Origin of the sequence: Streptomyces sp. E2N166 (genome assembly GCF_003671715.1) — a bacterium.
Lineage (GTDB): Bacteria > Actinomycetota > Actinomycetes > Streptomycetales > Streptomycetaceae > Streptomyces > Streptomyces thinghirensis.
Window position 1 is genome coordinate 448,246 of record NZ_RAIF01000025.1, and the last position, 26,723, is coordinate 474,968.

Genomic DNA, 26,723 nt, shown 5'->3' on the forward strand with positions numbered 1-26,723 from the left:
GATACAGGTCGTCGGCCGTACGACGCGGATCGCGTCGCCCGCGTACGTGTATCTGCCGCCGGAGTACTTCCAGGCGCGGCACCGCGCCCGTACGTTCCCCGCGGCCGTCGTCCTGACCGGCTATCCCGGGACGGCGTCGGCGCTGGTGGACAAGCTGCACTATCCGCGTACGGCGTTGGACCTGGCCGAGGCGGGCCGGATGCGGCCGATGATCCTGGTGATGCTGCGGCCCACGGTGGCGCCGCCGCGCGACACGGAGTGCGTGGACGTCCCGGGCGGCCCGCAGACGGAGTCGTTCTTCGCCAAGGACCTGCCCGAGGCCGTGAGTGCCCACTACCGCGTGGACCGCGGGCCGGGCGGCTGGGGCGTCGTCGGCAACTCGACCGGCGGCTACTGCGCCCTCAAGCTCGCCATGCACCATCCCGAGGTGTACGGCGCGGGGGCCGGGCTCTCCGCCTACTACGACGCGCCCAGCGATCCCACCACGGGCGACCTCTTCCAGGGCGACAAGGGACGGAAGAATCGGGCCGACCTGTGGTGGTGTCTCAGGAACCTGCCCGCGCCCGACACTTCACTGCTCGTCACCAGCAGCAGGTCCGGCGAGACGAACTACAAGGACACGCTGGAGTTCATTGAGCGGGTGAAGGACAGGAAGCCGACGCGGATCTCGTCGATCATCCTGGAAAGCGGCGGGCACAACTTCAATACGTGGCGGCGCGAGATTCCCGCGACCTTGGAGTGGCTCGGCGGGCGGCTCGGCGGGCGGCCCGACGGACGGCCCGACGGACGGCTCGGCGGGCGGTGACGTGCGAACACCAGAAATGATCTTGAAGTAATTCGCCCGCCGTCGGGCATGTGGATTCCTGATGCCGTGTGAAAGCGCCGGGGATGGCTGTGTTTTTACGGGGCGGGGCGCCAAGATTCGCCTACGCGCGGTAAGTTTCTGGCCATGCCACGTGGACGTCACCGCCATTCCCCGCCCCTGCACAGGCTGCTTCCTCCGTCGGCGATCGCCGGCGTCTCCGTCGTCTGTGCCGTCGGCCCATGGGTGTTCAGCGAAGCGATGATCCTGCGCTCACTGGCCGCGGCCGCCGCGGTGACGGCCGTCGTCGGCGCGGTCGTCATGCGTCACTGGGACGCGCAGGCGGGCAGGCGCGTCGCCGACCTCACGCGCGCGCGTGCGAGCGACGAGTGGCGTTACGAGGAACGGGTCGCCGAACTGGAGTCCGACCTGGAGGAGTCGCGCGAGCTGCGCATGAAGCTGGAGCACCGGCTGCGGGCGAAGCGCACGGAGCTGGCGGGACTGCGCAACGAGCACGCCGCCCTGCTGCGGCGCTACGCCACGGCGGAGACCGAGCGGGCCACCGCGCTGGAGGGCCGTCGCCTGCTGGAGATAGAGGCCGTGCCGCAGGCGCCCGCGCTGCCGGCGGCACGGCCGGCGCCGGTGGAGGAGACGCCCGCCGAGGACACCGCGGCCACCGAGGAGGCCGCCGAGGCGGTCGAGGAGACCCCCGCCGTGTTCTCCCCCGAGGGTTCCCGGCTGTTCCTGCGGGCGAACGCGGCGCTGGCGCGCTTCGACGAGGGACGGCCGTCCCCCGCCGCGGACGGTGGCGGCCGCGACGACGGCGGTGACTCCGACGGCGGCGGCGACGACGGCGACGACGGCGACGACGGCGGCGGCAGCGGCGGCGGAGAGAGCGCGGAGGCGGCCGAGGCCGCGCGGGAGGACGAGGCACAGGGGCAGCCCGAGGCGGTCGACGGGCACGAGCGCACCGTCGCCGCCTCCCCGGCCGCTCAGCCCGATGAGCCCGGCCAGCCCGATGAGCCCGGCCAGTCCGATGAGCCCGGCCAGTCCGATCGGTCCGATCGTTCCGACGCGCGGCCCGAGCGGCCCGACCAGGCCACCCGGCGGACCGCCGGCCACTTCACGGTGCCGACCGCGGTGGCCGTCGCACCGACGACTCCCGCGCGGCGTCCGCTGGTCGAGGGCGGCTTCGACTTCTTCGGCACGAAGAACGCCGAGTCCGAGGACGGGACGTCGTCGTCCGAGGCCCTGGAGGCCGTACAGAACGAGGACCTCGCCGACGTGGTCGGCCAGGAGGCCCTCGCCCTGCACAAGGCCGAGGCGGAGGCCGCCTTCAAGCCGGCCGGCGAGGAGTCCCGCGGTGTGGGGCAGGTGATCGACCTGACGGCCCACGACGAGACCGAGCAGATCGACGTGCAGCAGCTGCGCAGCGCGGTGTCCTGACGCCGGCCGGCACCGGGCGGCGCGGCCGGCGGGGGCTCAGGCCATCCACCGGTCCGGCAGCGCGTCCCGCCGTCCGGTCCGGGAGCGCTCCGCCTGCGCCCGCAGCAGCCGTGCCGCCTCGTCGGCGTCGCGCAGCCGCGCGGTCGCGGTCTTGTTCGCGCCCGTGTCCACCCGTACGTCGGCCAGCCGCAGCGCCCGCTGCCACGGCCCCTGCGTGAGCCGGACGCTCTGCACCTTGGCGTGCGGCACCAGCGCCAGGCTGCGGCGCAGCAGTCCGTACCGGGCGGCGAAGACCGCGTCGGTGACGGCGAGTCCGTAGCCCCGCCACCACAGCGGCCGGCAACGCGCGGCCCGCCGCGGCGCGCGCCACAGCATCGCGTCCGTCGGCACGGTCACCCCGGGCAGCACGCGCGTGACGACCGACTCGGCGATCTCGCGCGGGGCGACCGGCACCAGCACGGAGTTCGACGACCCGGCCACGTCCAGCTCCACCCGCACCCAGCCGCGCCGCCGCCACAGCACCGGCTCCACGATCCGCACCGTCTGCACCCGGCCCGGCGGAACGGTCTCGTGGACGCGGTCCAGCAGCCCATGGTCGAGGCGGAGCCCGTCCGGGGACTCGGCCACCGTCCAGTCGTACTCCCCGACGAACCGGCCCGCGCTGCTCGCGCCCGCGGCGCCCAGCAGGGGCAGGGCGGTCGCCAGCACCGTCCACAGGTTGTGGGTGGCCAGCCACAACAGTGTCGGCACGACGACGGCGGCGATCAGGGTGCCCCAGGTCGCGCCGGTCAGCAGCAGCGAGACGGCGAGGACGCCGGGCGGTACGCGCAGCAGTTGCCGGGAGGGGGCCTCGCCGACCTCGTGCGCGGTCTCGGGCGCGAGGCCGGCCGCGCGCGCGAGCAGCTCGGCCCGCAGCGCGCGTGCCTCGTCGGCGCCCAGAAAGGCCAGTTCGTCCTTCTTGCCGGTGCCTATGACGTCGAGTTTCAGCTTGGCGACCCCCGCGACGCGGGCGAGCAGCGGCTGGGTGACGTCGACGGCCTGGATCCGTTCGAGCCGGATGTGCGCGGTGCGCCGGAACAGCAGTCCGGTACGGATGCGCAGCTCGGTGTCGGTCACCGCGAAGTGGGTGAACCACCAGGTCAGGAAGCCGTACAGGGCGGCGGCCGGGATCAGTACGGCGAGCCCGAGCAGCAGCGTGGTCGTGGTCAGCCGCGACAGCTGGCGCTGCGCCTGGTCGGGGTCGTGCACGGCCCACCCGACGATCACGGCGACCGGCGCCCAGGCTCGCCGCAACGGCGTGACGGGGTGCAGGCGCCGCTCGACGACACCGTCTCCGGGGCCGTGGGCGCCGCTCTCGTCCCCGCTCAGGCGGCCCTCGGCCCCGCTCATGTCCGCGCCGGCGCCCGAGCGGTCCTCGGCCCCGGCCGCGGCGTCTGTGGCCCCCGGTGGGCCGTTCCGCGCCTCCGGCGGGCCCTTCTCCGCCCCGGGCCTCGTCACAGCCCCGCCGATCGGGCCTCGCCCAGCTCGGTGAGCCGGTCGCGGAGGCGCTCCGCCTCGGCCGGGTCGAGGCCCGGGATGGTCGCGTCGGTCGCCGCGGCGGCCGTGTGGAGCTGCACACTGGCCAGGCCGAAGTGGCGCTCCACCGGGCCCGAGGTCACCTCGACCAGCTGCATGCGCCCGTACGGGACGACGGTCTCCTCCCACCACAGCACGCCCCGGCTGATCAGCAGATCGTCGGCGCGCTCGGCGTACCGCCAGGAGCGCCAGTTGCGCTCCAGCATCACCCAGCCCCACGCCAGCAGGGCCCCCGGCAGCAGTGCCAGGGCCGCCCAGAAGGGGCCCAGGAACAACCCGGGCAGCAGACCCGCGGCGAGCGTCAGCAGTCCCAGCCACACCACCAGCAGCAGTCGCCGCATGCGTAGCAGCCCCGGCGGCAGGCCGGTCCACACCGGCTGGTCCCGCACCGGCTCCGTCGCCCCCGCCGTGCCCGTGTCGTCAGGGCTCCCCGTCTCCATGGGGCCAGCGTACGTAGGAGACACTGTGCGCATGACTCCTACGACGGAGACCACGGTCGGTATCGGCGGCGCCGCGGAGAGCACCGACATGGTGCTCAACATCGGGCCCCAGCATCCGTCCACGCACGGCGTGCTGCGGCTGCGGCTCGTCCTGGACGGTGAGCGCATCACGAGCGCGGAACCCGTGATCGGCTACATGCACCGCGGCGCGGAGAAGCTGTTCGAGGCCCGTGACTACCGTCAGATCATCGTGCTCGCCAACCGCCACGACTGGCTGTCGGCGTTCTCCAACGAGCTGGGTGTGGTCCTCGCCGTGGAGCGGATGCTCGGCATGGAGGTCCCCACGCGCGCGGTGTGGACGCGGACGCTGCTCGCCGAGCTGAACCGGGTGCTCAACCACCTGATGTTCCTGGGGTCGTACCCGCTGGAGCTGGGCGGCATCACCCCGGTCTTCTACGCCTTCCGGGAGCGGGAGATCCTCCAGAACGTCATGGAGGAGGTCTCCGGCGGGCGCATGCACTACATGTTCAACCGCGTCGGCGGCCTCAAGGAGGACCTGCCGGCGGGCTGGCACACGCGCGCGCGTGCCGCCGTCGCCGCCGTGCGCTCGCGCATGGACGTCTTCGACGACCTGGTACTCGGCAACGAGATCTTCCGGGGGCGTACGCGCGGGGTGGGCGCCCTGTCGCCCGAGGCCGTGCACGCCTACGGCGTCAGCGGCCCGATCGCCCGCGCCTCCGGCGTCGACTTCGACCTGCGCCGCGACGAGCCGTACCTCGCCTACGGCGAACTCCGGGACACCCTGAAGGTCGTCACCCGCGCCGACGGAGACTGCCTCGCCCGCTTCGAGTGCCTCCTGGAGCAGACCCACAACGCCCTCGACCTCGCCGACGCCTGCCTGGACCACCTGGCCGAGCTGCCGCCCGGGCCGATCAACCAGCGGCTCCCGAAGGTGCTGAAGGCGCCCGAGGGCCACACCTACGCGTGGACCGAGAACCCGCTCGGCATCAACGGCTACTACCTGGTCAGCAAGGGCGAGAAGACCCCGTACCGGCTGAAGCTGCGCTCGGCCTCGTACAACAACATCCAGGCGCTGGCGGAGCTGCTGCCCGGGACGCTGGTCGCGGACATGGTGGCGATCCTCGGGTCACTCTTCTTCGTGGTCGGGGACATCGACAAGTAGCGCGGCGGCGTCGAGGGACCCCACCGGCTGGAGCAGCCACACGAAGTCGCCCAGCCCGCCGCGCGCGAGCAGTTCCGCGGCCTCCGAGGCGCCCGCGAGGGCGCGTACGTACGCCGCCGGGTCGGTGGAGGCCAACGCGAGCGGGGGGCGTGCGCCCGTGACGCCCAGGGCGCGCAAGGCATCGCGCTGGGGGAGCAGAAGAGCAGCCGGCGGCGTGCGCTCCGGAGCGCACCTCGCCGCGTGGGCCGCCGCGCACGCGTCCAGCGCCACATGCGCGGTGATGTCGCACGACCCGTCCGGCACCGGTCGCGTCTCCCGCCCCTCCCGGAAGCCGGTGAGCGTCCCGAACGGCGGGCGGGCGTCCCTGGTGTGCGCGTAGTCGGCGGCCACGGCCAGCCCGCCGTCCAGGGCCGCCACGGCGGACGCCCAGGCGGTGTCCCGGGGGAGCCCGATCTCGGCCCGCAGCCACTCCCGCGGCCCTTCCTCACCGGCCGGCGGCCACCACCGCGCCAGCCACTCGGCCTCCGCCCCGTCCACCGGCTCCCCGAGCCGTTCGGCCCCGTCGCCCCGCACGAGCACCCGCCGCGGCACGCCCGCCGAGTCCACCTCCGCCACCTCCAACGGGACGTTGTCCAGCCACTCGTTGGCGAACAGCAGCCCCGTCACCCCACCGCCCGGCGGCTCGGCGAGCCACTCGATCCGGTGGTCCAGCCCCTCGGGGCGGCCGGCCACCTCGACGGCGTACGCGCGCGTGCGGCCGGCCACCTCGGCGGGCAGCGCGGCCAGCACCCCGGTGACCAACTCGCCCCGCCCGGCCGCCATGTCCACGAAGTCCAGGGCCGCAGGCCGTCCCAGCGCCTCGTCGACCCGGCACAGCAGCCGCGCCACGGCCCCGGCGAACAGCGGCGACGCGTGCACGGACGTTCGGAAGTGCCCGGCAGGCCCCTCGGATCCGCGGTAGAAACCGGCCGGTCCGTAGAGAGCGTCCTGCGTCGCTTCCCTCCAGCCCCGCCACTCGCGCTGCACCCCTGGCGTCCCTGTGGTCCCTGCTGTCCCTCGCGTCACAGGGCCAGGCTAGGCGCACAGGAGAACGGAGCCTCCACCTTGCGGAGTACGCGCGGGTGATGCGGATCGGCCCTCCGGTTGACCCCTGCACCTATCACCCTTCCCTACGCTGGGTTACGTGCAGCGCCTCTACGATTTCCTCCGCAGACACCCGATCGGGGTCGACTGTTTCTGGGCCCTCGTCCTGGTCGGGATCTCAGTCATGTCCGTGGCTCCGCAGGAGGAGGCCCGGGGGACGGACATGACGGCGCTGATCTTTCCCTTCGTCCTGCTGTTGTGCGTGGTGATCGCGCTGCGCAGGCTGATGCCGGAGAAGATGCTGCTGCTGGCCGCCGCGCTGGGCCTGGGGCAGCTGGCGCTGGACGTGTCGACCATGCCGGCCGACTTCGCCCTCCTGGTGATCGTCTACACCGTGGCCGCGACCGGCGCCCGCTGGGCCTCCCGGACCGCACTGGCCATGGGGCTGTGCGCGGCCCCCGTCGCCCAGCTCCGCTGGCCGATGGAGGACGCGGGCATAGGTGGCAACATCGCCATAACGGTCTTCCAGGCGGTGCCCTTCGCCCTCGCCTGGGTGCTCGGCGACTCCATCCGCACCCGCCGCGCCTACTTCGCGCAGCTGGAGGAACGGGCCGCACGGCTGGAGAAGGAGCGCGAGGCGCAGGCCAAGGTGGCGGTAGCCGCCGAACGCGCCCGGATCGCGCGCGAACTGCACGACGTCGTGGCGCACAACGTCTCCGTGATGGTGGTGCAGGCCGACGGCGCCGCCTACGTCCTGGACGCCGCCCCCGACCAGGCGAAGAAGGCGCTGGAGACCATCTCCTCCACGGGCCGCCAGGCCCTCGCGGAGATGCGCCGCCTGCTCGGCGTGCTGCGCACCGGTGAGCACCAGGAGGCCGGCGAGTACGTCCCGCAGCCCGACGTCCAGCAGATCGAGGACCTCGTGGAGGAGTGCCGCAGCTCCGGGCTGCCCGTCGACTTCAAGGTCGAGGGCACCCCGCGCCGGCTGCCCAGCGGCCTTGAGCTCACCGCGTACCGCATCGTGCAGGAGGCGCTGACCAACACGCGCAAGCACGGCGGTCCCAACGCGGGCGCGAGCGTGCGCCTGGTCTACTTCGACGACGGGCTCGGGCTGCTCATCGAGGACGACGGCAAGGGCGCCCCGCACGAGTTGTACGAGGAGGGCGGCTTCGACGGCCAGGGCCACGGACTGATCGGCATGCGCGAGCGGGTCGGCATGGTCGGCGGCACCCTGGACGCCGGGCCGCGGCAGGGCGGAGGATTCCGCATCAGTGTGCTGCTGCCGCTGAAACCCGCACACTGACACCCGCGCCCGTACGCACGTACCGCGTTTACACCTGTAAGCCTGTAAGCCTGTAAGGAAGAGGCGCCGATGGCGATCCGCGTAATGCTCGTCGACGACCAGGTGCTGCTGCGCACCGGGTTCCGGATGGTGCTGGCGGCCCAGCCGGACATGGAGGTCGTCGCGGAGGCGGGCGACGGCGTCGAGGCCCTCCAAGTGCTGCGTTCGACGGCCGTGGACGTCGTCCTGATGGACGTCCGCATGCCCAAGCTCGACGGCGTCGAGACCACCAGCCGGATCTGTGTGGACCCGGCCGCGCCGAAGGTGCTGATCCTGACCACCTTCGACCTCGACGAGTACGCCTTCTCGGCGCTGAAGGCGGGCGCCTCCGGCTTCATGCTCAAGGACGTGCCGCCGAGCGAGCTGCTCGCCGCGATCCGCTCCGTGCACAGCGGCGACGCGGTGGTCGCCCCCTCGACCACGCGCCGGCTCCTGGACCGGTTCGCGCCGATGCTGCCGGCCACCGGTCAGGAGCCCCGGCACAAGGAACTCCAGCGGCTCACCGAGCGGGAGCGCGAGGTGATGGTGCTGGTGGCGCAGGGGCTCTCCAACGGGGAGATCGCGGCCCGGCTCGTACTGTCGGAGGCGACCGTGAAGACGCACGTGGGCCGCATCCTGACCAAGCTGGGCCTGCGGGACCGGGTGCAGGTGGTGGTCCTCGCCTACGAGACCGGGCTGGTGCGGGCGGGCGGGGGACAGGGCTGACACCCCTTGCGATGGGCGCCTGACCGGCCGCACGGCGGCTACCGGAGTATGCCCTCCAGGAAGTCGCTGCCCAGCCGGGCCACCACCGTCACGTCCAGCTGGTGCAGGACGTACCGTCCGCGGCGGCGGGTGGTGATCAGGCCGGCCTTCTTCAGCACGCCCAGGTGCCGGGATATCTCCGGGGCCGTCATGCCGTGCGCCTGCGCCAGCTCGCTCGTGGTGTACGCGCTGCGGGCCAGGTGGCGGCAGATCCGCATCCGGACCGGGTGGGACAGCGCGGTCATCCGCAGCGTGAGCTGCTCGACCGACGGCGGCGAGGCCAGCTCGGGGGAGCCGACGGGGTAGTGCAGTACCGGCTGCCAGTCGTGCCGGTGCAGGACCATCAGATGCGGCCAGCCCAGACTCGTCGGGACGAGCAGGAGCCCGCCGTCCGCCGTCGCCGAACGGCCGTCGCCCAGCTTGTCGACCGTGATCCGCGCGGCGCCCTCGTCCAGCGTGACCGCCGGGGACACGGCGGCCAGCGCCTCGGCGAGGCCCTTGCGGTGCAGCAGGTCCGTCTTGTGGCGGGCGTCCGCCGCGAGCTGGTGGCGCAGCCGCGACCAGGCCTCCGCGAAGAATGCCTCGTCGCAGTCCTGCGCGAACTGCCGCAGCCAGCCGCGGATCAGCGGCGGATCGGCCAGCAGCCGCTCGCTGAAGCGCAGCTGTTGCGGTCCGCGCGCGGCGGCCAGGTCCAGTGCGCGCCGGCGAACCTCGGCGTCCGCGAGCGCGGAGGCCCCGCCGTTGCTGTACGGCAGGGCGCAGGTGAACTCCAGCGCCGCGTCCACGAACTGATCGTCGGACAGCTTGTCGAGCAGGTCCAGGTCCTCGGCGAGGGTGGCGCCGGGCAGCGTGCTGCGGCCCGGCACGCCGGCGAACGGCATGAACAGGTCCGAGAAGGTCGTCCGCCACAGGAAGTCGGCCTCGCACATCCGGTCGGCCAGATGCGAGTCGAGCCGGGCGGTCACCCCCGTCGCCCAGCCCTGCAGGCCCGGGTGGTGCCCCGGCTCGGACAGCGCGTGCAGCGCCATGCCCAGCTCGGCCAGGGGCGAGGGCACGACGGCGATCCTCTCCGGCCGCAGACCCGCGATGTCGATGCGCACGCTCATGCCCTCATGGTGCCCCCCGCCACCGACAACGCCGCCGCCGATTGACCGCCGCCGTCAATCGGCGCGACCGCGGAGCCGTGCCGGAGCAGGCTGGAGTCACCGGGGCAGCCGCGGAGCCCGTTCCCTCTTCCGCTCGTCTCCACTTCCACGTCCCCCGAGAAGGCGATTCCCATGAGCATCACGCAGCAGTACCTCCTCGACACCTACCGTGCCCGGCAGCTCGGCGAGCCCTCGCCGCCCGCGCCCGGCACCCACGACCGGCGGGTCGTGCGCGAGTGGCACGACCGCCGCCGGTTTTGGGCCGTGCTCGCCGGTCGCCCGGCGCGCGGCCGAGTGCGGCGCGCCCTGCGCCGGTGGTGGTCCCTGTGGCCGCGGGCTCTCGGCTGACGCGGGCGGCCGTCGGGCGCGCCGCCGTTCAGCCCGTCAGCCGGGCCGCGAAGTCGGCGACCGCCGCCTGCACCTCGTCGGCCGTCCAGTCCAGGCCCGCCGCGTCCACCCCGACCTCGGTGACGGCGAGTCCCGGTCCGGCTGTGTCCCAGCCGCGGGAGAAGAGCAGGGTCCCCGTCTCCTCGCCCTGCCGCACCGCGGCCTCGCCGACCACATCGGCGTCGTACGGCAGCCAGACCTGGAACTCGTGGGTGTGCGGCTCCTCGGGGTGCACCCGCGCCCATGGCAGCCCGGCCGCCGCGAAGCCCTCCCGCAGCGCGGCGGCCACCACGCGCGCGTGGGCCACGTACTCCGGCAGCCGCGGCAGCTCGCGCTCCAGACCGGCCAGGGCCGACAGCACCGTGGGGAACTGCTGGAACACCGCGCCGCCGTACCGGTGCCGCCAGGCCTTCGCCTCCTCGATCAGCGTCCGGGGACCGGCCAGGGCGGCGCCGCCGTAGCCCTTGAGCGACTTGTAGAACGACACGTACACGCTGTCCGCCAGGCTCGCGATCCGGTCCAGTGGGCGGCCGAAGCGGACGGTTGACTCCCACAGTCGGGCCCCGTCGAAGTGGACCACCGCGTCGCGCTCCCGCGCGGCCTCGACGACCTCGGTGAGCTCCTCCCAGGTGGGCAGTACGAAACCGGCCTCCCTGAGCGGCAGCTCCAGCATCAGCGCCCCGAACGGCTCGTCGAAGTCGCGCACCTCGTCGGCGGTCGGCAGCCGGGGCTCGCTGGTCACCCGCACCGGGCGCAGCCCGCTGACCCGGCTGAAGGCATCGCGCTCGTGCATCTCGGGATGACTGAGCCCGTGCAGGGCGACGACCGGGTTGCCGGTGCGGCCCGCCCAGCAGCGAAGGGCCACCTGCTGGGCCATGGTGCCGGTCGGGAAGAAAGCCGCGGCCTCGGCGCCGAGCAGAGCGGCGACCTTCTCCTCCAGGGACTCCACGATGCCGTTGCCGTACACGTCGGACGGCTCGTCGAGGTCGTACAGCTCGGCGGCCCCGTCCAGCAGGGCGAGCCGCTCGCGCAGGGTCGTGGTGAAACCCGGGCCGACGAGTACGCGCCGGGCGTCGCGATGGGCGGCCACGCGCCGCTCCCGGAGCCGCGCGCCGCGCTCCTCCGCCGATTTCGCCGACTCGGTCGATCGCGTCGATTCCGCTTGTCCCGCTGCCGTATCGCTCATCCCGGGATCATGCCGCGCGGACGTCGGCGCGGGCACCCGGGTTTTCCCACGGGTTCCGTCACACGTTTGCACGCGCGCGTGAGGGTGTGCCCCGTCACCGCACGGAAACCCACAGCCTGTGGACAACCGGACGCCCTCCGAACCAATCGCGTTAACATGACGAGAAATCGTCCGGTACCCCGAGCGGACTGGAACGGGAAGGCCGCCGTCGCGTGAATACAACCCCACAGCCAGATCCCAGGGACCGCCCCGCGCGTCTCACCGTAGGCGTCGTCGGCGCCGGACGCGTGGGCCCCGCGCTCGCCGCGTCCCTCCAGCTCGCCGGGCACCGCCCGGTGGCCGTCTCCGGTGTCTCCGACGCCTCCCGGCGGCGTGCCGCCGCGCTCCTCCCCGACGTGCCGCTCATGCGGCCCGCCGAGGTCCTCCAGCGCGCCGAGCTGGTCCTGCTGACGGTCCCCGACGACGCCCTGCCCGGCCTGGTGACCGGGCTCGCCGAGACCGGCGCGGTGCGACCGGGCCAGCTGCTCGTGCACACCTCCGGGCGGTACGGCGCGAGGGTCCTGGACCCCGCGCTGCGGGCCGGCGCCCTGCCGCTGGCCCTGCACCCGGCGATGACCTTCACCGGCACCCCCGTGGACGTCCAGCGCCTGGCCGGCTGTTCCTTCGGCGTCACCGCGCCCGAGGAGCTGCGGCTGGCCGCCGAGGCCCTGGTCATCGAGATGGGCGGCGAGCCGGAGTGGATCGCCGAGGACAAGCGCCCGCTTTACCACGCCGCGCTCGCCCTGGGCGCCAACCACCTGGTCACCTTGGTCGCCCAGTCCATGGAGCTGCTGCGCACGGCCGGCGTCGAGGCCCCCGACCGGATGCTCGGCCCGCTGCTGGGCGCCTCCCTCGACAACGCCCTGCGCTCCGGCGACGCGGCCCTCACCGGCCCGGTCGCGCGCGGGGACGCGGGCACGGTCGCCGCGCACATCGTGGAACTGCGCGCACACGCCCCGCAGGCCGTCGCCGGCTACCTGGCCATGGCCCGCGCCACCGCCGACCGGGCCCTGGACCACGGGCTGCTGAAGGCCGAACTGGCCGAGGACCTGCTGGGGGTACTCGCCGACGGCACGGACGGCGGCAACCGCACGGCCCCGGAGGACCGCACCGACCGCACCGACGGCATCGACGGCATCGACCGCATCGACGGCATCGACGGGACGGACGGCATCGACGACAGCGACGGCACGGACGAAAGCGACGGCACCGACGGCCCCGGGGGAGACGCCCGATGACCACCACCCCGCCCGCCCTGCTGCGGACCGCCGACGAGCTGCACGCGCGCGTGCGGCACGGCCGCCGGGCCGTCGTGATGACCATGGGCGCCCTGCACGAGGGCCACGCCACCCTGGTCCGCACGGCCCGCGACCTCGTCGGCCCGGACGGCGAGGTCGTCGTCACCGTCTTCGTCAACCCGCTGCAGTTCGGTGCCGGCGAGGACCTCGACCGCTACCCGCGCACCCTGGAAGCCGACCTGGGGATCGCCGGACGGGCGGGCGCGGACGCCGTCTTCGCCCCCGCCGTCGACGAGGTCTACCCCGGCGGCGAACCCCAGGTGCGCGTCACGGCCGGCCCCATGGGCGAACGCCTGGAGGGCGCCTCCCGCCCCGGCCACTTCGACGGCATGCTCACCGTCGTCGCCAAACTGCTCCACCTCACCCGCCCCGACCTGGCCCTCTACGGGCAGAAGGACGCCCAGCAGCTCGCCCTGATCCGCCGCATGGTCCGCGACCTGAACTTCGGCGTGGAGATCGTCGGCGTCCCCACCGTGCGCGAGGAGGACGGCCTGGCCCTGTCCAGCCGCAACCGCTACCTCTCGACCCGGGAGCGCCGCACCGCCCTCGCGCTCTCCCAGGCCCTGTTCGCCGGCCTCGACCGGCACGCGGCCCAGGAGGCGCTGCGCGCACGGGCCCGCGAGGTGCCCGCCACACACGCCCGTGCCGAGGCGCTCAGCGCCCTGGGCGAGTCCCGCGCGGCGGCCGACGCCCACGCCGTCGCCACGTCGGCTCCCGGCAGCGTCACGGCCGTCCGGGCCGCCGCCCACCTGGTGCTGGACGACGCGGCCCGCGCCGATCCGCCGCTGGAGCTGGACTACCTCGCCCTGGTCGACCCGTCCGACTTCACCGAGATCGGCGACGACCACACCGGCGAGGCCGTCCTCGCCGTCGCCGCCCGGGTCGGTGCGACCCGGTTGATCGACAACGTCCCCCTCACCTTCGGAAGCTTCGGAGCCGCCTCGTGACCAGCACAGGCATACGACTGCACGCACCCGCACCCGGCTGGGCCATCGCCGCGGACGTGGTGGTCGTCGGCTCCGGCGTCGCCGGCCTCACCGCCGCCCTGCGCTGCGAGGCGGCCGGTCTGCGCACGGTCGTCGTCACCAAGGCCCGCCTCGACGACGGATCCACCCGCTGGGCGCAGGGTGGCATCGCGGCGGCCCTCGGCGAGGGCGACACCCCCGCGCAGCACCTGGACGACACCCTGGTCGCCGGCGCGGGGCTGTGCGACGAGGAGGCGGTCCGCATCCTGGTCACCGAGGGCCCCGACGCGGTACGGCGGCTCATCGCGACCGGCGCGCACTTCGACGAGTCCACCGAGGGCGGACTGGCCCTCACCCGCGAGGGCGGCCACCACCGACGCCGCATCGCCCACGCGGGCGGCGACGCCACGGGCGCGGAGATCTCCCGTGCCCTGGTCGAGGCGGTACGCGCGCGTGGGATGCGCACGATCGAGAACGCCCTCGTCCTGGACCTCCTCACGGACGCGGACGGCCGTACCGCCGGCGTCACCCTGCACGTCATGGGCGAGGGCCAGCACGACGGCGTCGGAGCGGTGCACGCCCCCGCCGTCGTCCTCGCCACCGGCGGCATGGGCCAGGTCTTCTCGGCGACGACGAACCCGTCCGTCTCCACGGGCGACGGTGTCGCGCTCGCCCTCCGCGCGGGCGCCGAGGTGAGCGACCTCGAATTCGTCCAGTTCCACCCCACCGTCCTCTTCCTCGGTCCGGACGCCGAGGGCCAGCAGCCCCTGGTCTCGGAGGCGGTACGGGGCGAGGGCGCCCACCTGGTGGACGCCGACGGAGTGCGCTTCATGCGGGGGCAGCACGAACTGGCGGAACTCGCCCCCCGGGACATCGTCGCCAAGGGCATCACGCGCCGCATGCAGGAGCGGGACGCCGAGCACATGTACCTGGACGCGCGCCACTTCGGCGCGGAGATGTGGGAGCACCGCTTCCCCACGATCCTCGCCGCCTGCCGCGCCCACGGCATCGACCCGGTCACCGAGCCGGTCCCGGTCGCCCCGGCCGCCCACTACGCCTCCGGCGGCGTCCGCACCGACGCCCGCGGCCGTACGACGGTCCCCGGCCTGTACGCGTGCGGCGAGGTCGCCTGCACGGGTGTGCACGGCGCCAACCGCCTGGCCTCCAACTCACTCCTGGAGGGCCTGGTCTACGCCGAGCGCATCGCCGCGGACATAGCCGCCGGCCACGCGGACGGCACACTCCACGCGCGTGTGCCCGCACCCCTCCGGCAGCCCGCTCACCCGGCGCACCCGCTCCTGCCGCCCGAGTCCCGCCTGACCATCCAGCGGATCATGACCGACGGCGCCGGCGTCCTGCGCTCGGCCGACTCCCTCACGCGGGCGGCGGACCAGCTGCTCCACCTCCACACCGATGCCCGCGAAGCCCTGCACGAGAACGGCAAGACGTCCGAGCCGGGCGTGGACACCTGGGAGGCCACCAATCTCCTCTGCGTGGCCCGCGTCCTGGTGGCCGCGGCGGCGCGGCGCGAGGAGACCCGCGGCTGTCACTGGCGCGAGGACCACGCGGACCGCGACGACACGACGTGGCGCCGCCACATCGTCGTACGCCTGAACCCCGACCGATCCCTCGCCGTGCACACCACGGACACGCCAGAATTCCCCCCGACCACCCACGGCCCCCAGCCGGCGCAGCGTCCCCAGGAGCAGTGACAGCAGTGAACACCCCCGACCTTCCCCTCGCCTCCACCGGAGGCTGCGGCGACGGCTGCGCCTGCGGCGCGGACACCGACGAGGACGCCTTCATGGAGTGCGGCCTCGACCCCGCGCTCGCGGCCCTGATGCTGGACTCCGGACTCGACCCCGTGGAGGTCGAGGACCTCGCGAACCTCGCCATCCAGGAGGACCTGGCGGGCGGCGTGGACGTGACGACGGTCGCGACCATCCCCGAGGACGCCGTGGCCACCGCCGACTTCACCGCGCGTGAGGCGGGTGTGGTGGCCGGTCTCCGGGTCGCCGAGGCGGTGATGTCGGTCGTCTGCACGGACGAGTTCGAGGTGGAACGCCACGTCGAGGACGGCGACCGCGTCGAAGCCGGCCAGAAGCTCCTCTCCGTCACCACCCGCACCCGCGACATCCTCACCGCCGAGCGCAGCGCACTGAACCTCCTGTGCCGCCTGTCGGGCATCGCGACGGCCACGCGCGCGTGGGCGGACGTCCTGGAGGGCACGAAGGCGAAGGTCCGGGACACCCGCAAGACGACCCCCGGGCTGCGCTCCCTCGAGAAGTTCGCCGTCCGCTGCGGCGGCGGCGTCAACCACCGCATGTCCCTCTCGGACGCCGCCCTGGTCAAGGACAACCACGTGGTGGCCGCCGGCGGCGTGGCAGCGGCCTTCCAGGCCGTCCGCGAGCGCTTCCCCGAAGTCCCCATCGAGGTCGAGGTCGACACCCTGCACCAGCTCCGCGAGGTCGTGGACGCGGGCGCGGACCTGATCCTCCTGGACAACTTCACCCCGGACGAGTGCGAGGAAGCGGTGGCCCTGGTCGCCGGCCGGGCCGCACTGGAGGCCTCGGGCCGCCTGACCCTCACCAACGCCAAGGCGTACGCGGCCACGGGCGTCGACTACCTGGCCGTGGGCGCCCTCACCCACAGCTCCCCGATCCTGGACATCGGCCTGGACCTGCGAGCGGCGGAGTAGAGCCCATGCTGCTGACGATCGACGTAGGCAACACGCACACCGTCCTGGGTCTCTTCGACGGCGAGGACATCGTCGAACACTGGCGCATCTCCACGGACTCGCGCCGCACCGCCGACGAGCTGGCGGTCCTCCTCCAGGGCCTGATGGGCATGCACCCGCTCCTCGGCGACGAGCTGGGCGATGGCATCGACGGCATCGCCATCTGCGCGACGGTCCCCTCGGTCCTGCACGAACTGCGCGAGGTCACCCGCCGCTACTACGGCGACGTCCCGGCGGTCCTCGTCGAACCGGGCGTCAAGACGGGCGTCCCGATCCTCACCGACCACCCCAAGGAGGTCGGCGCCGACCGCATCATCAACGCGGTCGCGGCCGTCGAGCTCTACGGCGGGCCGGCGATCGTCGTGGACTTCGGCACGGCGACGACGTTCGACGCCGTCAGCGCGCGCGGGGAGTACATCGGCGGGGTCATCGCCCCCGGCATCGAGATCTCGGTCGAGGCGCTCGGCGTCAAGGGCGCCCAGCTCCGCAAGATCGAGGTGGCCCGGCCGCGGAGCGTGATCGGCAAGAACACGGTCGAGGCGATGCAGTCCGGCATCGTGTACGGCTTCGCCGGCCAGGTCGACGGGGTCGTCAACCGCATGGCCCGCGAGCTGGCCGACGACCCCGACGAGGTCACGGTCATCGCGACGGGCGGGCTCGCGCCGATGGTCCTCGGCGAGTCCTCGGTCATCGACGAACACGAGCCGTGGCTGACGCTGATGGGGCTCCGCCTGGTGTACGAGCGGAACGTGTCCCGCATGTAGCGGTCGGCGTGGGTGCGGGTGCGGGTGCGGGTGCGGGTGGGAGTGCGGGTGTCGTGGCCCGGCGCTGCGGGGGCCGCTGCGCCCACCCGCGCCGCCCCTGGGGATCGGGGCACCTACCAGGCACGACTGCCCGCAACGGGGAGGTGAGGGGGTGCCACCCGCATACGAGTGGCACCCCACGCCACACCCGCCCCCTATGCCGAGTTTGTCTGATTAGCGCGTATCGTCGCCGCATGCCCACGCCCTACGGATCCCGCGGCGGCATGGCGTTCGGTGCTCAGGAGCTGCGTGTGCTCCGGCGCGCCCTCGCCCTCGCCCTGAACCCCAGCCCCGTCTCGGCGGAGGAGGCCCAGGACTGTCTCCGCCTCGCAGAGTCGCTCGACGAGGCGATGCGGGAGAGCGCCAGGCTGCGCGCCTTCCTGGTGGCCGACCTCGCCCGGTACCGCGCCGCGCTCCCCGGCACCGTCACCGGTTACCTCGCGCTCCTGGACGAGGCACTGGGGGCCGGGCACCGCCCGGACGCGGACGACCTCGCCGCCCTCGGGGCCCTGCGCGGCAACCCCGCCGCAGCCGCTCTCCTGGCCCGCTGCGGCCCGGCGGCGCCCACGGCGTCCCGCGCGGCCACAGTCGTCCTCCCGGCCGCTCGTACCCGCCTCCACGCTCTCCCCGGCGGCCAGCAGCCCGACAAGAAGCCCGCGCAGAAGCCCGCCCAGAAACCGGCCCCCCACCCCGCCCCGGCCACCCCGAAGCGCCCCGTCCCCACCCCGGGCGAGGTTTTCCCGCGCCGCAGGCCGGCTCCGCCGGCCCCCGGCTCCCGGCACCACCTCGCGGCCGGGTGATGCGGCCTGGCTACCCTGGATCCATGGACTACGTCTCCGCGCTCCTGCCCCCGGCCGTCATGGCCGTGTTCTTCATCGGCGTGATCAGGGTGATCGTGAAGACCCAGGGCGGCGCCAACAAGGCCAAGGAGGACGCGGCCGTCGACGCCGCCCTCGCCCGAGCGGAGGGCGCCCGCCAGTCGCCCGCCCACCCCGAGGCCTGACCGAGCCCCGGACGCCCGCCACCGCACTCGCGTACGACTCCCCGCACCCACCACGAGGAGTCGTACGCCCTTTTTGTGCTCATTTGCTCGCAAAATCGCCCGTCCGGCACGCCATCGACCAGATCTCCCACTATCGTTCAGAGCGTGCCTCGCCCATTGGGAGAACTCGAAGACGCGGTCATGACGAGGGTGTGGAAGTGGAACCGCCCCGTGACCGTTCGGGAAGTCCTGGAAGACCTGCAACAGGAACGGTCCATCGCGTACACCACGGTGATGACCGTTTTGGACAATCTCCATCAGAAGGGCTGGGTGCGCCGCGAGGCGGAAGGCCGGGCCTATCGATATGAGGCGGTCTCCACCCGCGCCGCCTACGCCGCCGCGCTGATGAACGACGCGTGGTCCCAGAGCGACAACCCCACCGCCGCCCTCATCGCCTTCTTCGGCATGATGAGCGAGGAACAGCGCGAGGCGCTCAGAGACGCCATCCGCATCGTGCAGGGACCGGAAACCCCCGCGCCCAACCCCGGCTCGGTACCGGACGCGGGCGAGCGATAGCGTCCCCACATGTCAAAAGCCATCACCGTCCGGCGGGCCCGCACCAGCGATGTCCCCGACGTACGCCGGCTCCTCGACACGTACGTCCGTGACCGCATCCTGCTCGACAAAGCGATGGTGACGCTTTACGAGAGCATCCAGGAGTTCTGGGTGGCGGAACGGGACGACAACGCCGAGGTGGTCGGCTGCGGCGCCCTGCACGTGATGTGGGAAGACCTCGCGGAAGTACGCACTCTCGCGGTGAAGCCGGGCCTGAAGGGCTACGGCGTCGGCCACCGGCTACTGGAGAAGTTGGTGGAGACGGCACGCTGGCTCGGTGTTCGCCGCGTATTCTGCCTGACCTTCGAAGTGGACTTCTTCGGCAAGCACGGCTTCGTGGAGATCGGGGAGACGCCCGTCGACACCGATGTCTACGCGGAGCTGCTGCGTTCCTATGACGAGGGCGTAGCGGAGTTCCTGGGTCTCGAACGAGTGAAACCGAACACCTTGGGCAACAGCCGGATGCTTCTGCATCTGTGATCGTCGGGCAACAGCGGGCATCCGTAGCTCTTCGCAGCCCTTCGCCAGGTTTATTCCACCGACGGACCGCTCGCGGGTTCCCTATGTCCGAAACGCGCATCTTTTCGGCCCGGAGGTGAGCTGCCGGTCTCCGTCGAGGGTTTGTGTTTTTCCGGCAAAAGCGGTTTGCTTTCCGACGTACTGCAGTACTGCATATAACAAGGGACGGCGATACGGCGGACGTCGGCGGATCTCCGGCCCTCAGTTATCGATGAAAGGAAATCCGGTGGCACAGAAGGTTCAGGTCCTTCTTGTCGATGACCTCGACGGTGGCGAGGCAGACGAGACCGTGACGTTCGCGCTGGACGGCAAGACGTACGAGATCGATCTCACCACCGCCAATGCGGACAAGCTCCGTGGGCTTCTCGATCCCTACCTGAAGGGCGGTCGTCGTACCGGGGGCCGTGCTTCGGGCGGACGCGGCAAGGCGCGCGCCTCTTCCGGCGGCGGTCAGGACACCGCGGCGATCCGCGCGTGGGCGAAGGAGAACGGCTACGAGGTCAACGACCGCGGCCGTGTTCCCGCGATGATTCGCGAGGCGTACGAGAAGGCCAACGGCTGATCACCCGACCCGCGCCACGGACTCCGCCCCGAACGCCCTCAGAACGTCATCCGCTGGAACGGGGAGACCGGGAGGGACGGGGAGGACGGCGAGGGCAGGGAGAGCCGGACCCGGTGGCACTCAGTCGCCAGCGTCTGGACCAGCCGCGCGAGATCGGGAGCGGTTCCGGCGCCCCCCATGGCCGACAGCGTCGGCAGCGAGGCCTCGTCCTCGTACCCCGGCTCCGGGGCGCGCAGCCAGACGGCGGCGCCCTGCAGGCCGTCGCGACCCGGGGGACGCGGCGGCAGGCCGGTCGAGTCCGGTTCGGGGGCCAGGGGCGCCTCCATGAGGCCGCCCGCGCCGACCGCCGTCAGGTCGAGCGGCAGCGAGCCCCACTCCAGCCACTCCAGCAGCCCGGGCATCTCCTCCGCGCCACCCGCCGCCACGAGCAGCAGCATCCGCTCGCCCCGGACGGCCACCGGAAAGCCGGGCCGCCGCGGGACCGGCCCGGACCGCCGGAGCAGCCCGAACCGCTCCAGTGCCGCGCGGCCGGCCTCGGCCGGGACGTCCAGTACGTCGAAGCGGACGCCCACGCGGAGCCGTACCGGGGCCCCGGGCGCCGTCGGCCAGCCGAGCACGCCCTCGTACCACCACCGCACCCGCTCCCACGTGCCATCCGCGTCGAGCGGCCGGCGGGGGAACGGCACCGAGGGGGCGGCGGGTGCCGCCGGGGCGGAGGGGTGGGCAGAGGCTGCCGTCCGGGCCGGGGGGACCGGAGGGAACGGGGGCGGGGCGCCGACCATGCCAAGTGCAACAGCCGAAAGAGCGCTCAGGTTACGCTGGGTCGCGAGGTGAATGCGCTGAGTTCCGAAGGAGGGGCGTGCGGGGGTGTGGGGAGGCGCAAGGTTGTTCGCCCGTAGCGGAGGGAACCGGGGCGCGCGGCATGGAGTGTCAGTCCGAGCGGGTAAGACATCCCTAGTGGGAGGGGACGACACGCAGATTGGGCCGTCTCACGTTCGCCATCGGCGTACTGGCGAGTGGGGTAAGTGCCTGGCCTGCGGGAACATCGTCTCGCACCATCGGGTTGTGGCAGATGTCGGCGTCAGGGGTCAGGAGGCCATCGACGGTGTCGGCAGTTGGAATGAGCGGTCCCCGCTTGCGGGACTAAGCTGCGGAAGGACAGGGAGGGGAAGTTCCCCTTACTGCCTGACCGCTCTGAGGAGCGATTAACGATGTTCGAGAGGTTCACCGACCGCGCGCGGCGGGTTGTCGTCCTGGCTCAGGAAGAAGCCCGGATGCTCAACCACAACTACATCGGCACCGAGCACATCCTCCTGGGCCTGATCCACGAGGGTGAGGGTGTCGCCGCCAAGGCCCTTGAGAGCCTCGGGATTTCGCTCGAGGCGGTCCGCCAGCAGGTGGAGGAGATCATCGGCCAGGGCCAGCAGGCCCCCTCCGGTCACATCCCCTTCACCCCCCGTGCCAAGAAGGTTCTGGAGCTCTCGCTCCGCGAGGCCCTCCAGCTGGGCCACAACTACATCGGCACGGAGCACATCCTGCTCGGCCTGATCCGTGAGGGCGAGGGCGTCGCCGCCCAGGTCCTGGTCAAGCTGGGCGCAGATCTGAACCGGGTGCGGCAGCAGGTCATCCAGCTGCTCTCCGGTTACCAGGGCAAGGAGACCGCCACCGCCGGCGGTCCTGCGGAGGGCACGCCCTCCACGTCCCTGGTCCTCGACCAGTTCGGCCGGAACCTCACCCAGGCCGCTCGTGAGTCCAAGCTCGACCCGGTCATCGGGCGCGAGAAGGAGATCGAGCGGGTCATGCAGGTGCTGTCCCGCCGTACCAAGAACAACCCGGTGCTCATCGGTGAGCCCGGCGTCGGCAAGACCGCCGTCGTCGAGGGCCTCGCGCAGGCCATCGTCAAGGGCGAGGTGCCCGAGACCCTCAAGGACAAGCACCTCTACACCCTGGACCTCGGCGCGCTGGTCGCCGGCTCCCGCTACCGCGGTGACTTCGAGGAGCGCCTGAAGAAGGTGCTCAAGGAGATCCGCACCCGCGGCGACATCATCCTGTTCATCGACGAGCTGCACACGCTGGTCGGTGCGGGTGCCGCCGAGGGCGCCATCGACGCCGCGAGCATCCTCAAGCCGATGCTGGCCCGAGGTGAGCTGCAGACCATCGGTGCGACCACGCTGGACGAGTACCGCAAGCACCTGGAGAAGGACGCGGCCCTGGAGCGCCGCTTCCAGCCGATCCAGGTCGCGGAGCCGTCGCTGCCGCACACGATCGAGATCCTCAAGGGCCTGCGGGACCGTTACGAGGCCCACCACCGCGTCTCCATCACGGACGAGGCCCTGGTCCAGGCGGCGACGCTCGCCGACCGCTACATCTCGGACCGCTTCCTGCCGGACAAGGCGATCGACCTGATCGACGAGGCCGGTTCCCGGATGCGCATCCGCCGGATGACCGCGCCGCCGGACCTGCGCGAGTTCGACGAGAAGATCGCCGGCGTCCGCCGCGACAAGGAGTCCGCGATCGACTCGCAGGACTTCGAGAAGGCCGCATCCCTCCGTGACAAGGAGAAGCAGCTCCTGGCCGCCAAGGCCAAGCGGGAGAAGGAGTGGAAGGCCGGCGACATGGACGTCGTCGCCGAGGTCGACGGCGAGCTGATCGCCGAGGTCCTCGCCACGGCGACGGGCATCCCGGTCTTCAAGCTCACGGAGGAGGAGTCGTCCCGTCTGCTGCGCATGGAGGACGAGCTCCACAAGCGGGTCATCGGCCAGGTCGACGCCGTTAAGGCGCTGTCCAAGGCGATCCGCCGTACCCGTGCCGGCCTGAAGGACCCGAAGCGTCCCGGTGGCTCGTTCATCTTCGCCGGTCCGTCCGGTGTCGGTAAGACCGAGCTGTCCAAGGCGCTCGCGGAGTTCCTCTTCGGTGACGAGGACGCGCTGATCTCCCTCGACATGTCGGAGTTCAGCGAGAAGCACACGGTGTCGCGTCTCTTCGGTTCGCCCCCCGGTTACGTGGGCTACGAGGAGGGCGGTCAGCTGACGGAGAAGGTGCGCCGCAAGCCGTTCTCGGTCGTCCTCTTCGACGAGGTCGAGAAGGCCCACCCGGACATCTTCAACTCGCTGCTGCAGATCCTGGAGGACGGTCGCCTGACCGACTCCCAGGGCCGGGTCGTGGACTTCAAGAACACGGTCATCATCATGACGACCAACCTCGGCACCCGGGACATCTCCAAGGGCTTCAACCTCGGCTTCGCGGCCTCGGGTGACAAGAAGACCAACTACGAGCGCATGAAGAACAAGGTCCAGGACGAGCTGAAGCAGCACTTCCGGCCCGAGTTCCTCAACCGCGTCGACGACGTGGTCGTCTTCCCGCAGCTGAGCCAGGAGGACATCCTGCGGATCGTCGACCTGATGATCGACAAGGTCGACGAGCGCCTCAAGGACCGGGACATGGGCATCGAGCTCTCCCAGTCCGCCAAGGAGCTGCTGTCCCAGAAGGGCTACGACCCGGTGCTGGGCGCGCGTCCGCTGCGTCGCACGATCCAGCGCGAGGTCGAGGACACGCTGTCGGAGAAGATCCTCTTCGGCGAGCTGCGCCCCGGCCACATCGTGGTCGTGGACACCGAGGGCGAGGGCGACGCCAAGACCTTCACCTTCCGGGGTGAGGAGAAGTCGGCGCTCCCCGACGTCCCGCCGATCGAGCAGGCGGCCGGCGGCGCGGGACCGAACCTGAGCAAGGAGGCGTAGCCCTCCGGGGGTGAGCCTGGAAAGGGGCTGCCCGGGACTTCGGTCCCGGGCAGCCCCTTTCTTTCGGCCGCGTCAGCGTTCGTCCAGGATCACCTGGGCGTTCGGGAAGAGCGCCTCGTACCGGACGGTGCTGAAGCGAGCACCGTGGGCGGTCTCGAGGGTGACGGCGCGTACGCCGGGGAAGCGGGCCGGGAGAGCGGAGAAGTCCTCGTCGCCGAGGACGTCCGAGAAACTCAGCTCGGTGACCTTGGGGAGGGCGACTGCCGCCTCGAGGTCGTCCGGGAAGAGCGACGCTCCCAGGCCCAGCGTGGTCAGCAGTGGTAGCCGAGCCATTTCGGCCCAGTCTTCAGGGGTGAGGGGCGTCTCGACAGGCAGGACCAGGCACTCCAGAGCACTCCAGTGGGACAAGCCCAGAAGGCCGGTCTCCGCGGTGGTGTCCTGGCCGAGGAACAGGTACTGCAGGGGAGCGGAGGTGGGGAGGACGTCAGTCAGCCGCGTGCCGGGGAGCCGCTGCACCACGGACAGCATGTTCAGTGAGCCCAGCGTTCGAAGACCGCCGAGGTCGGGGATCTGGACTATCGCGAGCTCCTCGAGTGACAGCGCGGTGAGCTGCCCGACGCCCCCTGCCGGCCCGGAGTGGAACAGACCAAGGCGCCGCAGAGACCCGAAAGCAGGCAGCACACTGGCATCGATGGGTTCCGGGTTGTCCGCTACGTGCAGTTCCTCGACCGCGTGCGGCTCCGCCACGCAGGCGAGGACGTCGGACAAACCGTGCGCTCCGATGAACTCCAGCCCGCGCCACGGCCTCATCCCGGCGATCGCCGCGCGTTGCTCGTCCGACGAGCAGCTCAGGAACAGGTCTGTCCGGTCGAGGTGGTCCAGTACCTCGGCGGCGTACTCCCGCGCGTCGAACCGCTCCCACGTCCCCACCAGCTGCCGCCGCACATCGAGCGCCGGATGCTCCCGGAACCGGCGCAGCACGGCGAGCGCCCCGCCCGGTTCACGTTCGGCGAGGAGCGAGGCCGTCACCGTGACCCCGTGCGCCTCCGCGTCCGTGAGTCCTTCCGGCCCCGGCAGCAGTTCCAGGACCAGTGGCCCCGCCTCCGCCAGGGCCTTCGCGTCCTCCTTGGAGCCCGGCGGGATCAGCGCCCCCGCCCGCGACTCCACCTCCGCCCGCACCGCCGGGTCCAGCGCGGTGGCGTGCTCCAGGCAGGCCAGGGCCAGCAGCGTCAGCCGCGGGGTGTTCTCCGCGAGGAGCCGCCGTAGCAGCGCCGCCCGCTCGCCGGGCCGGGCGTGGGCCACGGCCATACGGATCACGTCCTCCCACTGGGTGTCGTCCGCGCGGCCCGCGATGACGTCGAGGTGGCCCTCCTCGACCGCGTACCGCGCCCCCAGGTAGTCCTGGAAGGTGCGGTGGACGAAATCCAGCACCCCCTCGGCGGGCCGCCGGAGCAGCCCGCTGCGCAGGACCAGCGCCCGCAGGACCGTCACCGCGTCTCCCTGCCCCGCCGCCGAGGCGACCGAAGGCAGGGCGCGTTCCACGATCCCCTCGGCCGTGGCGAGGTCCATCTCCGTACGCCCGCTCAGCACCAGCGCGTACGCCAGCCGCTGGAGCAGCTCCAGTTGGGCCTCCTCGCTCAGCTCCACCGCGGCCATGCCCCGCTCCCGGTCCCGGCGGGCGAGCAGCATCGTGAGGGCGGCGTCGTACAACTCCTTGCGTCCCGTGGGGAGGTAGCCGCGGCGTTCGCGGTGCAGGGCGCAGATCAGGCCGCACATCAGCGGGTTGGTGGTGAGGCGGGCCAGGTCGCGCTTGGTGCGCAGGGCGTCCAGCAGTTGCGCCTCGTACTCGGGTGCCTGGGCGGCCGCGTGCCAGCGCTGTACGAAGGTCGTCACGTCGTCCTGGCGCATCGGCGTGAGGGCGAGTTCCCGGAAGCCCTCGGTGGCCAGCCAGTCGGGGCGTACGGCGGTGGGGCGGGAGGTGAGCAGCCAGCGGTTGCCGGGGAAGGCCCGGATGAGGGCGAGCAGCCAGTCGCGGGTGCGGTGCCGTTCGGCGGCGGGGATCTCGTCCAGGCCGTCGACGAGGACCAGGCCCCGGCCGGCCGTGAGGACGCGCTCGGCCCAGCCCTCGGGTGGGGTGAGCGGGCAGCCCACGGCGGTGAGGAAGGCCGCCGGGGGAGGAAGGGTGCCCGCACGGATCAGGGTGCGCAGCGGCAGGACGTAGGGGACCCGGTCGCCGTCCCCGGCGGCGGTCACCGCCAGCCACTGCACGAGGGTCGTCTTGCCGGAGCCCGCGTCGCCGCGCAGCAGCACGCGGTCGTGGGTGAGGAGGGCGTCCTCGGCGGACAGGCGGACGGTGCGCTCCGGTTCGGTGTGCTCCCCCGGGAGGGCGGCACGCTCCTCGGTGCCCGTCGCCTCCAGGCTCAGGTAGGCGACCTCCAGCGGCCATCTGTCCGGAGAGTCGCGCAGGTCGATGCCGTAGATGGTGATGCGGTTGTGCTGCTCGGCCGCGTACGGCAGGTACCGGCGCTCGAAGGCGGTGTCCCGGGAGTCCGGCCGCGGCGTGCGGGTGATCAGTTCGTCGACCTTGGCGATCAGCTCGGCCTGCCCGCGGGTCTGTTCCACGAGCGTGCGGGCGACGAAGGTGGAGCGCCGGGTGAAGAACTCCAGGATGTGCAGGCAGGCCCATTCCGTCGCGGAGTCGAGGAAGTAGCAGGCGTCGGCGGACAGGACGCCGAAGACGCCGTTCCCCCGGTATTGCAACTGCTTGGCCAGTTCCCGGTGCCCCATGCGCACCGCCTGCACGTCGTCCATGTCCAGGTCACCGAGGGCGAGCAGCCGGGCGGCCAGGGCGTCGGTGACGGCGGTCGCCTCGTCGCGCGGGAAGGGCGGCTCGCCCGGGGAGTCCAGGGAGTCCCCGACGAGCCGCTCCGCGAGCCTGCGCACCTCCCTCTCGCCGAGTGTGCGCTGCTCGCCCCGGAACGCGACGAGGTGGGCCAGCCGGACCGGTTTGTCGACCAGTCCGGCGCCGGGGCCGCCCGTGACGAAGAGCTTCCTCACCAGCGGGGCGACCAGGCTGGACGCCAACTTCCCGCCGAGTACCGCCGGTTCCATGCGCCACCCCCGTGGTTGATCG

At 72.5% G+C, this 26,723-nt stretch carries 24 protein-coding genes; 17 read left to right on the forward strand and 7 right to left on the reverse strand.

Annotated elements, in window-relative coordinates; translation table 11 throughout:
* Positions 1-805: alpha/beta hydrolase-fold protein (locus EBH09_RS20135; RefSeq protein WP_121748352.1), on the forward strand; the 805-nt coding region annotated here is incomplete at its 5' end.
* 144 nt (positions 806-949) lie between these two features.
* A complete protein-coding gene (locus EBH09_RS20140) occupies positions 950-2,248 on the forward strand; it encodes a hypothetical protein (protein WP_193776420.1) in 1,299 nt (432 codons plus the stop codon).
* Between the two features lie 36 nt (positions 2,249-2,284).
* Here the strand turns inward: EBH09_RS20140 and EBH09_RS20145 are convergent, their stop codons facing one another.
* Together EBH09_RS20145 and EBH09_RS20150 are read right to left on the reverse strand one after the other, a co-directional pair.
* Entirely contained in the window at positions 2,285-3,637 is a 1,353-nt protein-coding gene (locus EBH09_RS20145; protein ID WP_238697380.1) for a PH domain-containing protein, read from the reverse strand.
* 104 nt (positions 3,638-3,741) lie between these two features.
* Complete coding sequence (locus EBH09_RS20150) at positions 3,742-4,263, reverse strand: PH domain-containing protein (RefSeq protein ID WP_193776421.1); 522 nt, start codon at positions 4,261-4,263, stop codon at positions 3,742-3,744.
* 31 nt (positions 4,264-4,294) lie between these two features.
* On the opposite strand from EBH09_RS20150, the gene EBH09_RS20155 reads away from it, so the two are divergent.
* Positions 4,295-5,446, forward strand: a complete 1,152-nt coding sequence (locus EBH09_RS20155) for an NADH-quinone oxidoreductase subunit D (protein ID WP_121748354.1) — start codon at positions 4,295-4,297, stop codon at positions 5,444-5,446.
* Here EBH09_RS20155 and EBH09_RS20160 read toward each other — a convergent pair.
* Entirely contained in the window at positions 5,411-6,511 is a 1,101-nt protein-coding gene (locus EBH09_RS20160; RefSeq protein WP_121748355.1) for an SAM-dependent methyltransferase, read from the reverse strand. The two genes, EBH09_RS20155 and EBH09_RS20160, sit on opposite strands and share 36 nt — an antisense overlap.
* A gap of 118 nt (positions 6,512-6,629) precedes the next feature.
* Here EBH09_RS20160 and EBH09_RS20165 point away from each other — a divergent pair, with 118 nt between their 5' ends.
* Both EBH09_RS20165 and EBH09_RS20170 read left to right on the forward strand, forming a co-directional pair.
* Positions 6,630-7,832 (forward strand): sensor histidine kinase, encoded by a 1,203-nt coding sequence (locus EBH09_RS20165; protein WP_121748356.1) that lies wholly within the window; start codon positions 6,630-6,632, stop codon positions 7,830-7,832.
* Positions 7,833-7,901: 69 nt separating this feature from the next.
* A complete protein-coding gene (locus EBH09_RS20170) occupies positions 7,902-8,576 on the forward strand; it encodes a response regulator transcription factor (RefSeq protein ID WP_121748357.1) in 675 nt (224 codons plus the stop codon).
* 38 nt (positions 8,577-8,614) lie between these two features.
* Here the strand turns inward: EBH09_RS20170 and EBH09_RS20175 are convergent, their stop codons facing one another.
* Positions 8,615-9,721, reverse strand: coding sequence for a DUF5937 family protein (locus tag EBH09_RS20175; protein ID WP_121748358.1), 1,107 nt, complete (start codon positions 9,719-9,721; stop codon positions 8,615-8,617).
* 171 nt (positions 9,722-9,892) lie between these two features.
* On the opposite strand from EBH09_RS20175, the gene EBH09_RS37920 reads away from it, so the two are divergent.
* Complete coding sequence (locus EBH09_RS37920) at positions 9,893-10,108, forward strand: hypothetical protein (protein WP_193776422.1); 216 nt, start codon at positions 9,893-9,895, stop codon at positions 10,106-10,108.
* Positions 10,109-10,136: 28 nt separating this feature from the next.
* Here the strand turns inward: EBH09_RS37920 and EBH09_RS20185 are convergent, their stop codons facing one another.
* Entirely contained in the window at positions 10,137-11,333 is a 1,197-nt protein-coding gene (locus tag EBH09_RS20185) for a beta-eliminating lyase-related protein (protein WP_121748359.1), read from the reverse strand.
* A 212-nt stretch (positions 11,334-11,545) separates the two neighbouring features.
* On the opposite strand from EBH09_RS20185, the gene EBH09_RS20190 reads away from it, so the two are divergent.
* The 10 genes from EBH09_RS20190 to EBH09_RS20235 all read left to right on the forward strand — a co-directional run bounded on the left by EBH09_RS20190 (position 11,546) and on the right by EBH09_RS20235 (position 19,853).
* Positions 11,546-12,610, forward strand: a complete 1,065-nt coding sequence (locus EBH09_RS20190; protein WP_121748360.1) for a DUF2520 domain-containing protein — start codon at positions 11,546-11,548, stop codon at positions 12,608-12,610.
* Complete coding sequence (gene panC, locus EBH09_RS20195; protein WP_121748361.1) at positions 12,607-13,617, forward strand: pantoate--beta-alanine ligase; 1,011 nt, start codon at positions 12,607-12,609, stop codon at positions 13,615-13,617. The genes EBH09_RS20190 and panC overlap by 4 nt, the downstream gene beginning before the upstream one ends.
* Positions 13,614-15,347 carry an L-aspartate oxidase gene (locus EBH09_RS20200; protein WP_121748362.1) on the forward strand — a complete coding sequence of 578 codons (1,734 nt, stop codon included), beginning with the start codon at positions 13,614-13,616 and terminating at the stop codon, positions 15,345-15,347. The genes panC and EBH09_RS20200 overlap by 4 nt, the downstream gene beginning before the upstream one ends.
* A gap of 5 nt (positions 15,348-15,352) precedes the next feature.
* On the forward strand, positions 15,353-16,333 hold the full coding sequence (gene nadC, locus EBH09_RS20205) for a carboxylating nicotinate-nucleotide diphosphorylase (protein ID WP_193776434.1): 981 nt from the start codon (positions 15,353-15,355) through the stop codon (positions 16,331-16,333).
* Positions 16,334-16,338: 5 nt separating this feature from the next.
* Positions 16,339-17,136, forward strand: a complete 798-nt coding sequence (locus EBH09_RS20210; protein WP_121748364.1) for a type III pantothenate kinase — start codon at positions 16,339-16,341, stop codon at positions 17,134-17,136.
* Positions 17,137-17,369: 233 nt separating this feature from the next.
* Entirely contained in the window at positions 17,370-17,975 is a 606-nt protein-coding gene (locus tag EBH09_RS20215; protein ID WP_121748365.1) for a hypothetical protein, read from the forward strand.
* A 23-nt stretch (positions 17,976-17,998) separates the two neighbouring features.
* Positions 17,999-18,178: a hypothetical protein gene (locus EBH09_RS20220; RefSeq protein WP_121748366.1), complete on the forward strand. Its 180-nt coding sequence runs from the start codon at positions 17,999-18,001 to the stop codon at positions 18,176-18,178.
* Between the two features lie 144 nt (positions 18,179-18,322).
* Positions 18,323-18,733, forward strand: a complete 411-nt coding sequence (locus EBH09_RS20225; protein ID WP_193776423.1) for a BlaI/MecI/CopY family transcriptional regulator — start codon at positions 18,323-18,325, stop codon at positions 18,731-18,733.
* A gap of 9 nt (positions 18,734-18,742) precedes the next feature.
* Positions 18,743-19,252 carry an amino-acid N-acetyltransferase gene (locus EBH09_RS20230; protein WP_121748368.1) on the forward strand — a complete coding sequence of 170 codons (510 nt, stop codon included), beginning with the start codon at positions 18,743-18,745 and terminating at the stop codon, positions 19,250-19,252.
* 265 nt (positions 19,253-19,517) lie between these two features.
* On the forward strand, positions 19,518-19,853 hold the full coding sequence (locus EBH09_RS20235; RefSeq protein WP_121748369.1) for an Lsr2 family protein: 336 nt from the start codon (positions 19,518-19,520) through the stop codon (positions 19,851-19,853).
* A 38-nt stretch (positions 19,854-19,891) separates the two neighbouring features.
* Here the strand turns inward: EBH09_RS20235 and EBH09_RS20240 are convergent, their stop codons facing one another.
* On the reverse strand, positions 19,892-20,539 hold the full coding sequence (locus EBH09_RS20240) for an SCO3374 family protein (RefSeq protein ID WP_121748447.1): 648 nt from the start codon (positions 20,537-20,539) through the stop codon (positions 19,892-19,894).
* 525 nt (positions 20,540-21,064) lie between these two features.
* Here EBH09_RS20240 and EBH09_RS20250 point away from each other — a divergent pair.
* Positions 21,065-23,590: an ATP-dependent Clp protease ATP-binding subunit gene (locus tag EBH09_RS20250; RefSeq protein ID WP_121748371.1), complete on the forward strand. Its 2,526-nt coding sequence runs from the start codon at positions 21,065-21,067 to the stop codon at positions 23,588-23,590.
* A 72-nt stretch (positions 23,591-23,662) separates the two neighbouring features.
* Here the strand turns inward: EBH09_RS20250 and EBH09_RS20255 are convergent, their stop codons facing one another.
* Complete coding sequence (locus EBH09_RS20255; protein ID WP_121748372.1) at positions 23,663-26,701, reverse strand: NACHT domain-containing protein; 3,039 nt, start codon at positions 26,699-26,701, stop codon at positions 23,663-23,665.
* Positions 26,702-26,723 lie beyond the last annotated feature (22 nt).

What these genes read in the sequence shown, in the direction of transcription:
- EBH09_RS20140 (WP_193776420.1), top strand. Translation starts at nt 950, where the DNA reads ATGCCACGTGGACGTCACCGCCATTCCCCGCCCCTGCACAGGCTGCTT.
- EBH09_RS20145 (WP_238697380.1), bottom strand. Translation starts at nt 3,637, where the DNA reads ATGAGCGGGGCCGAGGGCCGCCTGAGCGGGGACGAGAGCGGCGCCCAC.
- EBH09_RS20150 (WP_193776421.1), bottom strand. Translation starts at nt 4,263, where the DNA reads ATGGAGACGGGGAGCCCTGACGACACGGGCACGGCGGGGGCGACGGAG.
- EBH09_RS20155 (WP_121748354.1), top strand. Translation starts at nt 4,295, where the DNA reads ATGACTCCTACGACGGAGACCACGGTCGGTATCGGCGGCGCCGCGGAG.
- EBH09_RS20170 (WP_121748357.1), top strand. Translation starts at nt 7,902, where the DNA reads ATGGCGATCCGCGTAATGCTCGTCGACGACCAGGTGCTGCTGCGCACC.
- EBH09_RS20175 (WP_121748358.1), bottom strand. Translation starts at nt 9,721, where the DNA reads ATGAGCGTGCGCATCGACATCGCGGGTCTGCGGCCGGAGAGGATCGCC.
- EBH09_RS37920 (WP_193776422.1), top strand. Translation starts at nt 9,893, where the DNA reads ATGAGCATCACGCAGCAGTACCTCCTCGACACCTACCGTGCCCGGCAG.
- EBH09_RS20185 (WP_121748359.1), bottom strand. Translation starts at nt 11,333, where the DNA reads ATGAGCGATACGGCAGCGGGACAAGCGGAATCGACGCGATCGACCGAG.
- panC (WP_121748361.1), top strand. Translation starts at nt 12,607, where the DNA reads ATGACCACCACCCCGCCCGCCCTGCTGCGGACCGCCGACGAGCTGCAC.
- EBH09_RS20210 (WP_121748364.1), top strand. Translation starts at nt 16,339, where the DNA reads ATGCTGCTGACGATCGACGTAGGCAACACGCACACCGTCCTGGGTCTC.
- EBH09_RS20215 (WP_121748365.1), top strand. Translation starts at nt 17,370, where the DNA reads ATGCCCACGCCCTACGGATCCCGCGGCGGCATGGCGTTCGGTGCTCAG.
- EBH09_RS20220 (WP_121748366.1), top strand. Translation starts at nt 17,999, where the DNA reads ATGGACTACGTCTCCGCGCTCCTGCCCCCGGCCGTCATGGCCGTGTTC.
- EBH09_RS20230 (WP_121748368.1), top strand. Translation starts at nt 18,743, where the DNA reads ATGTCAAAAGCCATCACCGTCCGGCGGGCCCGCACCAGCGATGTCCCC.
- EBH09_RS20250 (WP_121748371.1), top strand. Translation starts at nt 21,065, where the DNA reads ATGTTCGAGAGGTTCACCGACCGCGCGCGGCGGGTTGTCGTCCTGGCT.
- EBH09_RS20255 (WP_121748372.1), bottom strand. Translation starts at nt 26,701, where the DNA reads ATGGAACCGGCGGTACTCGGCGGGAAGTTGGCGTCCAGCCTGGTCGCC.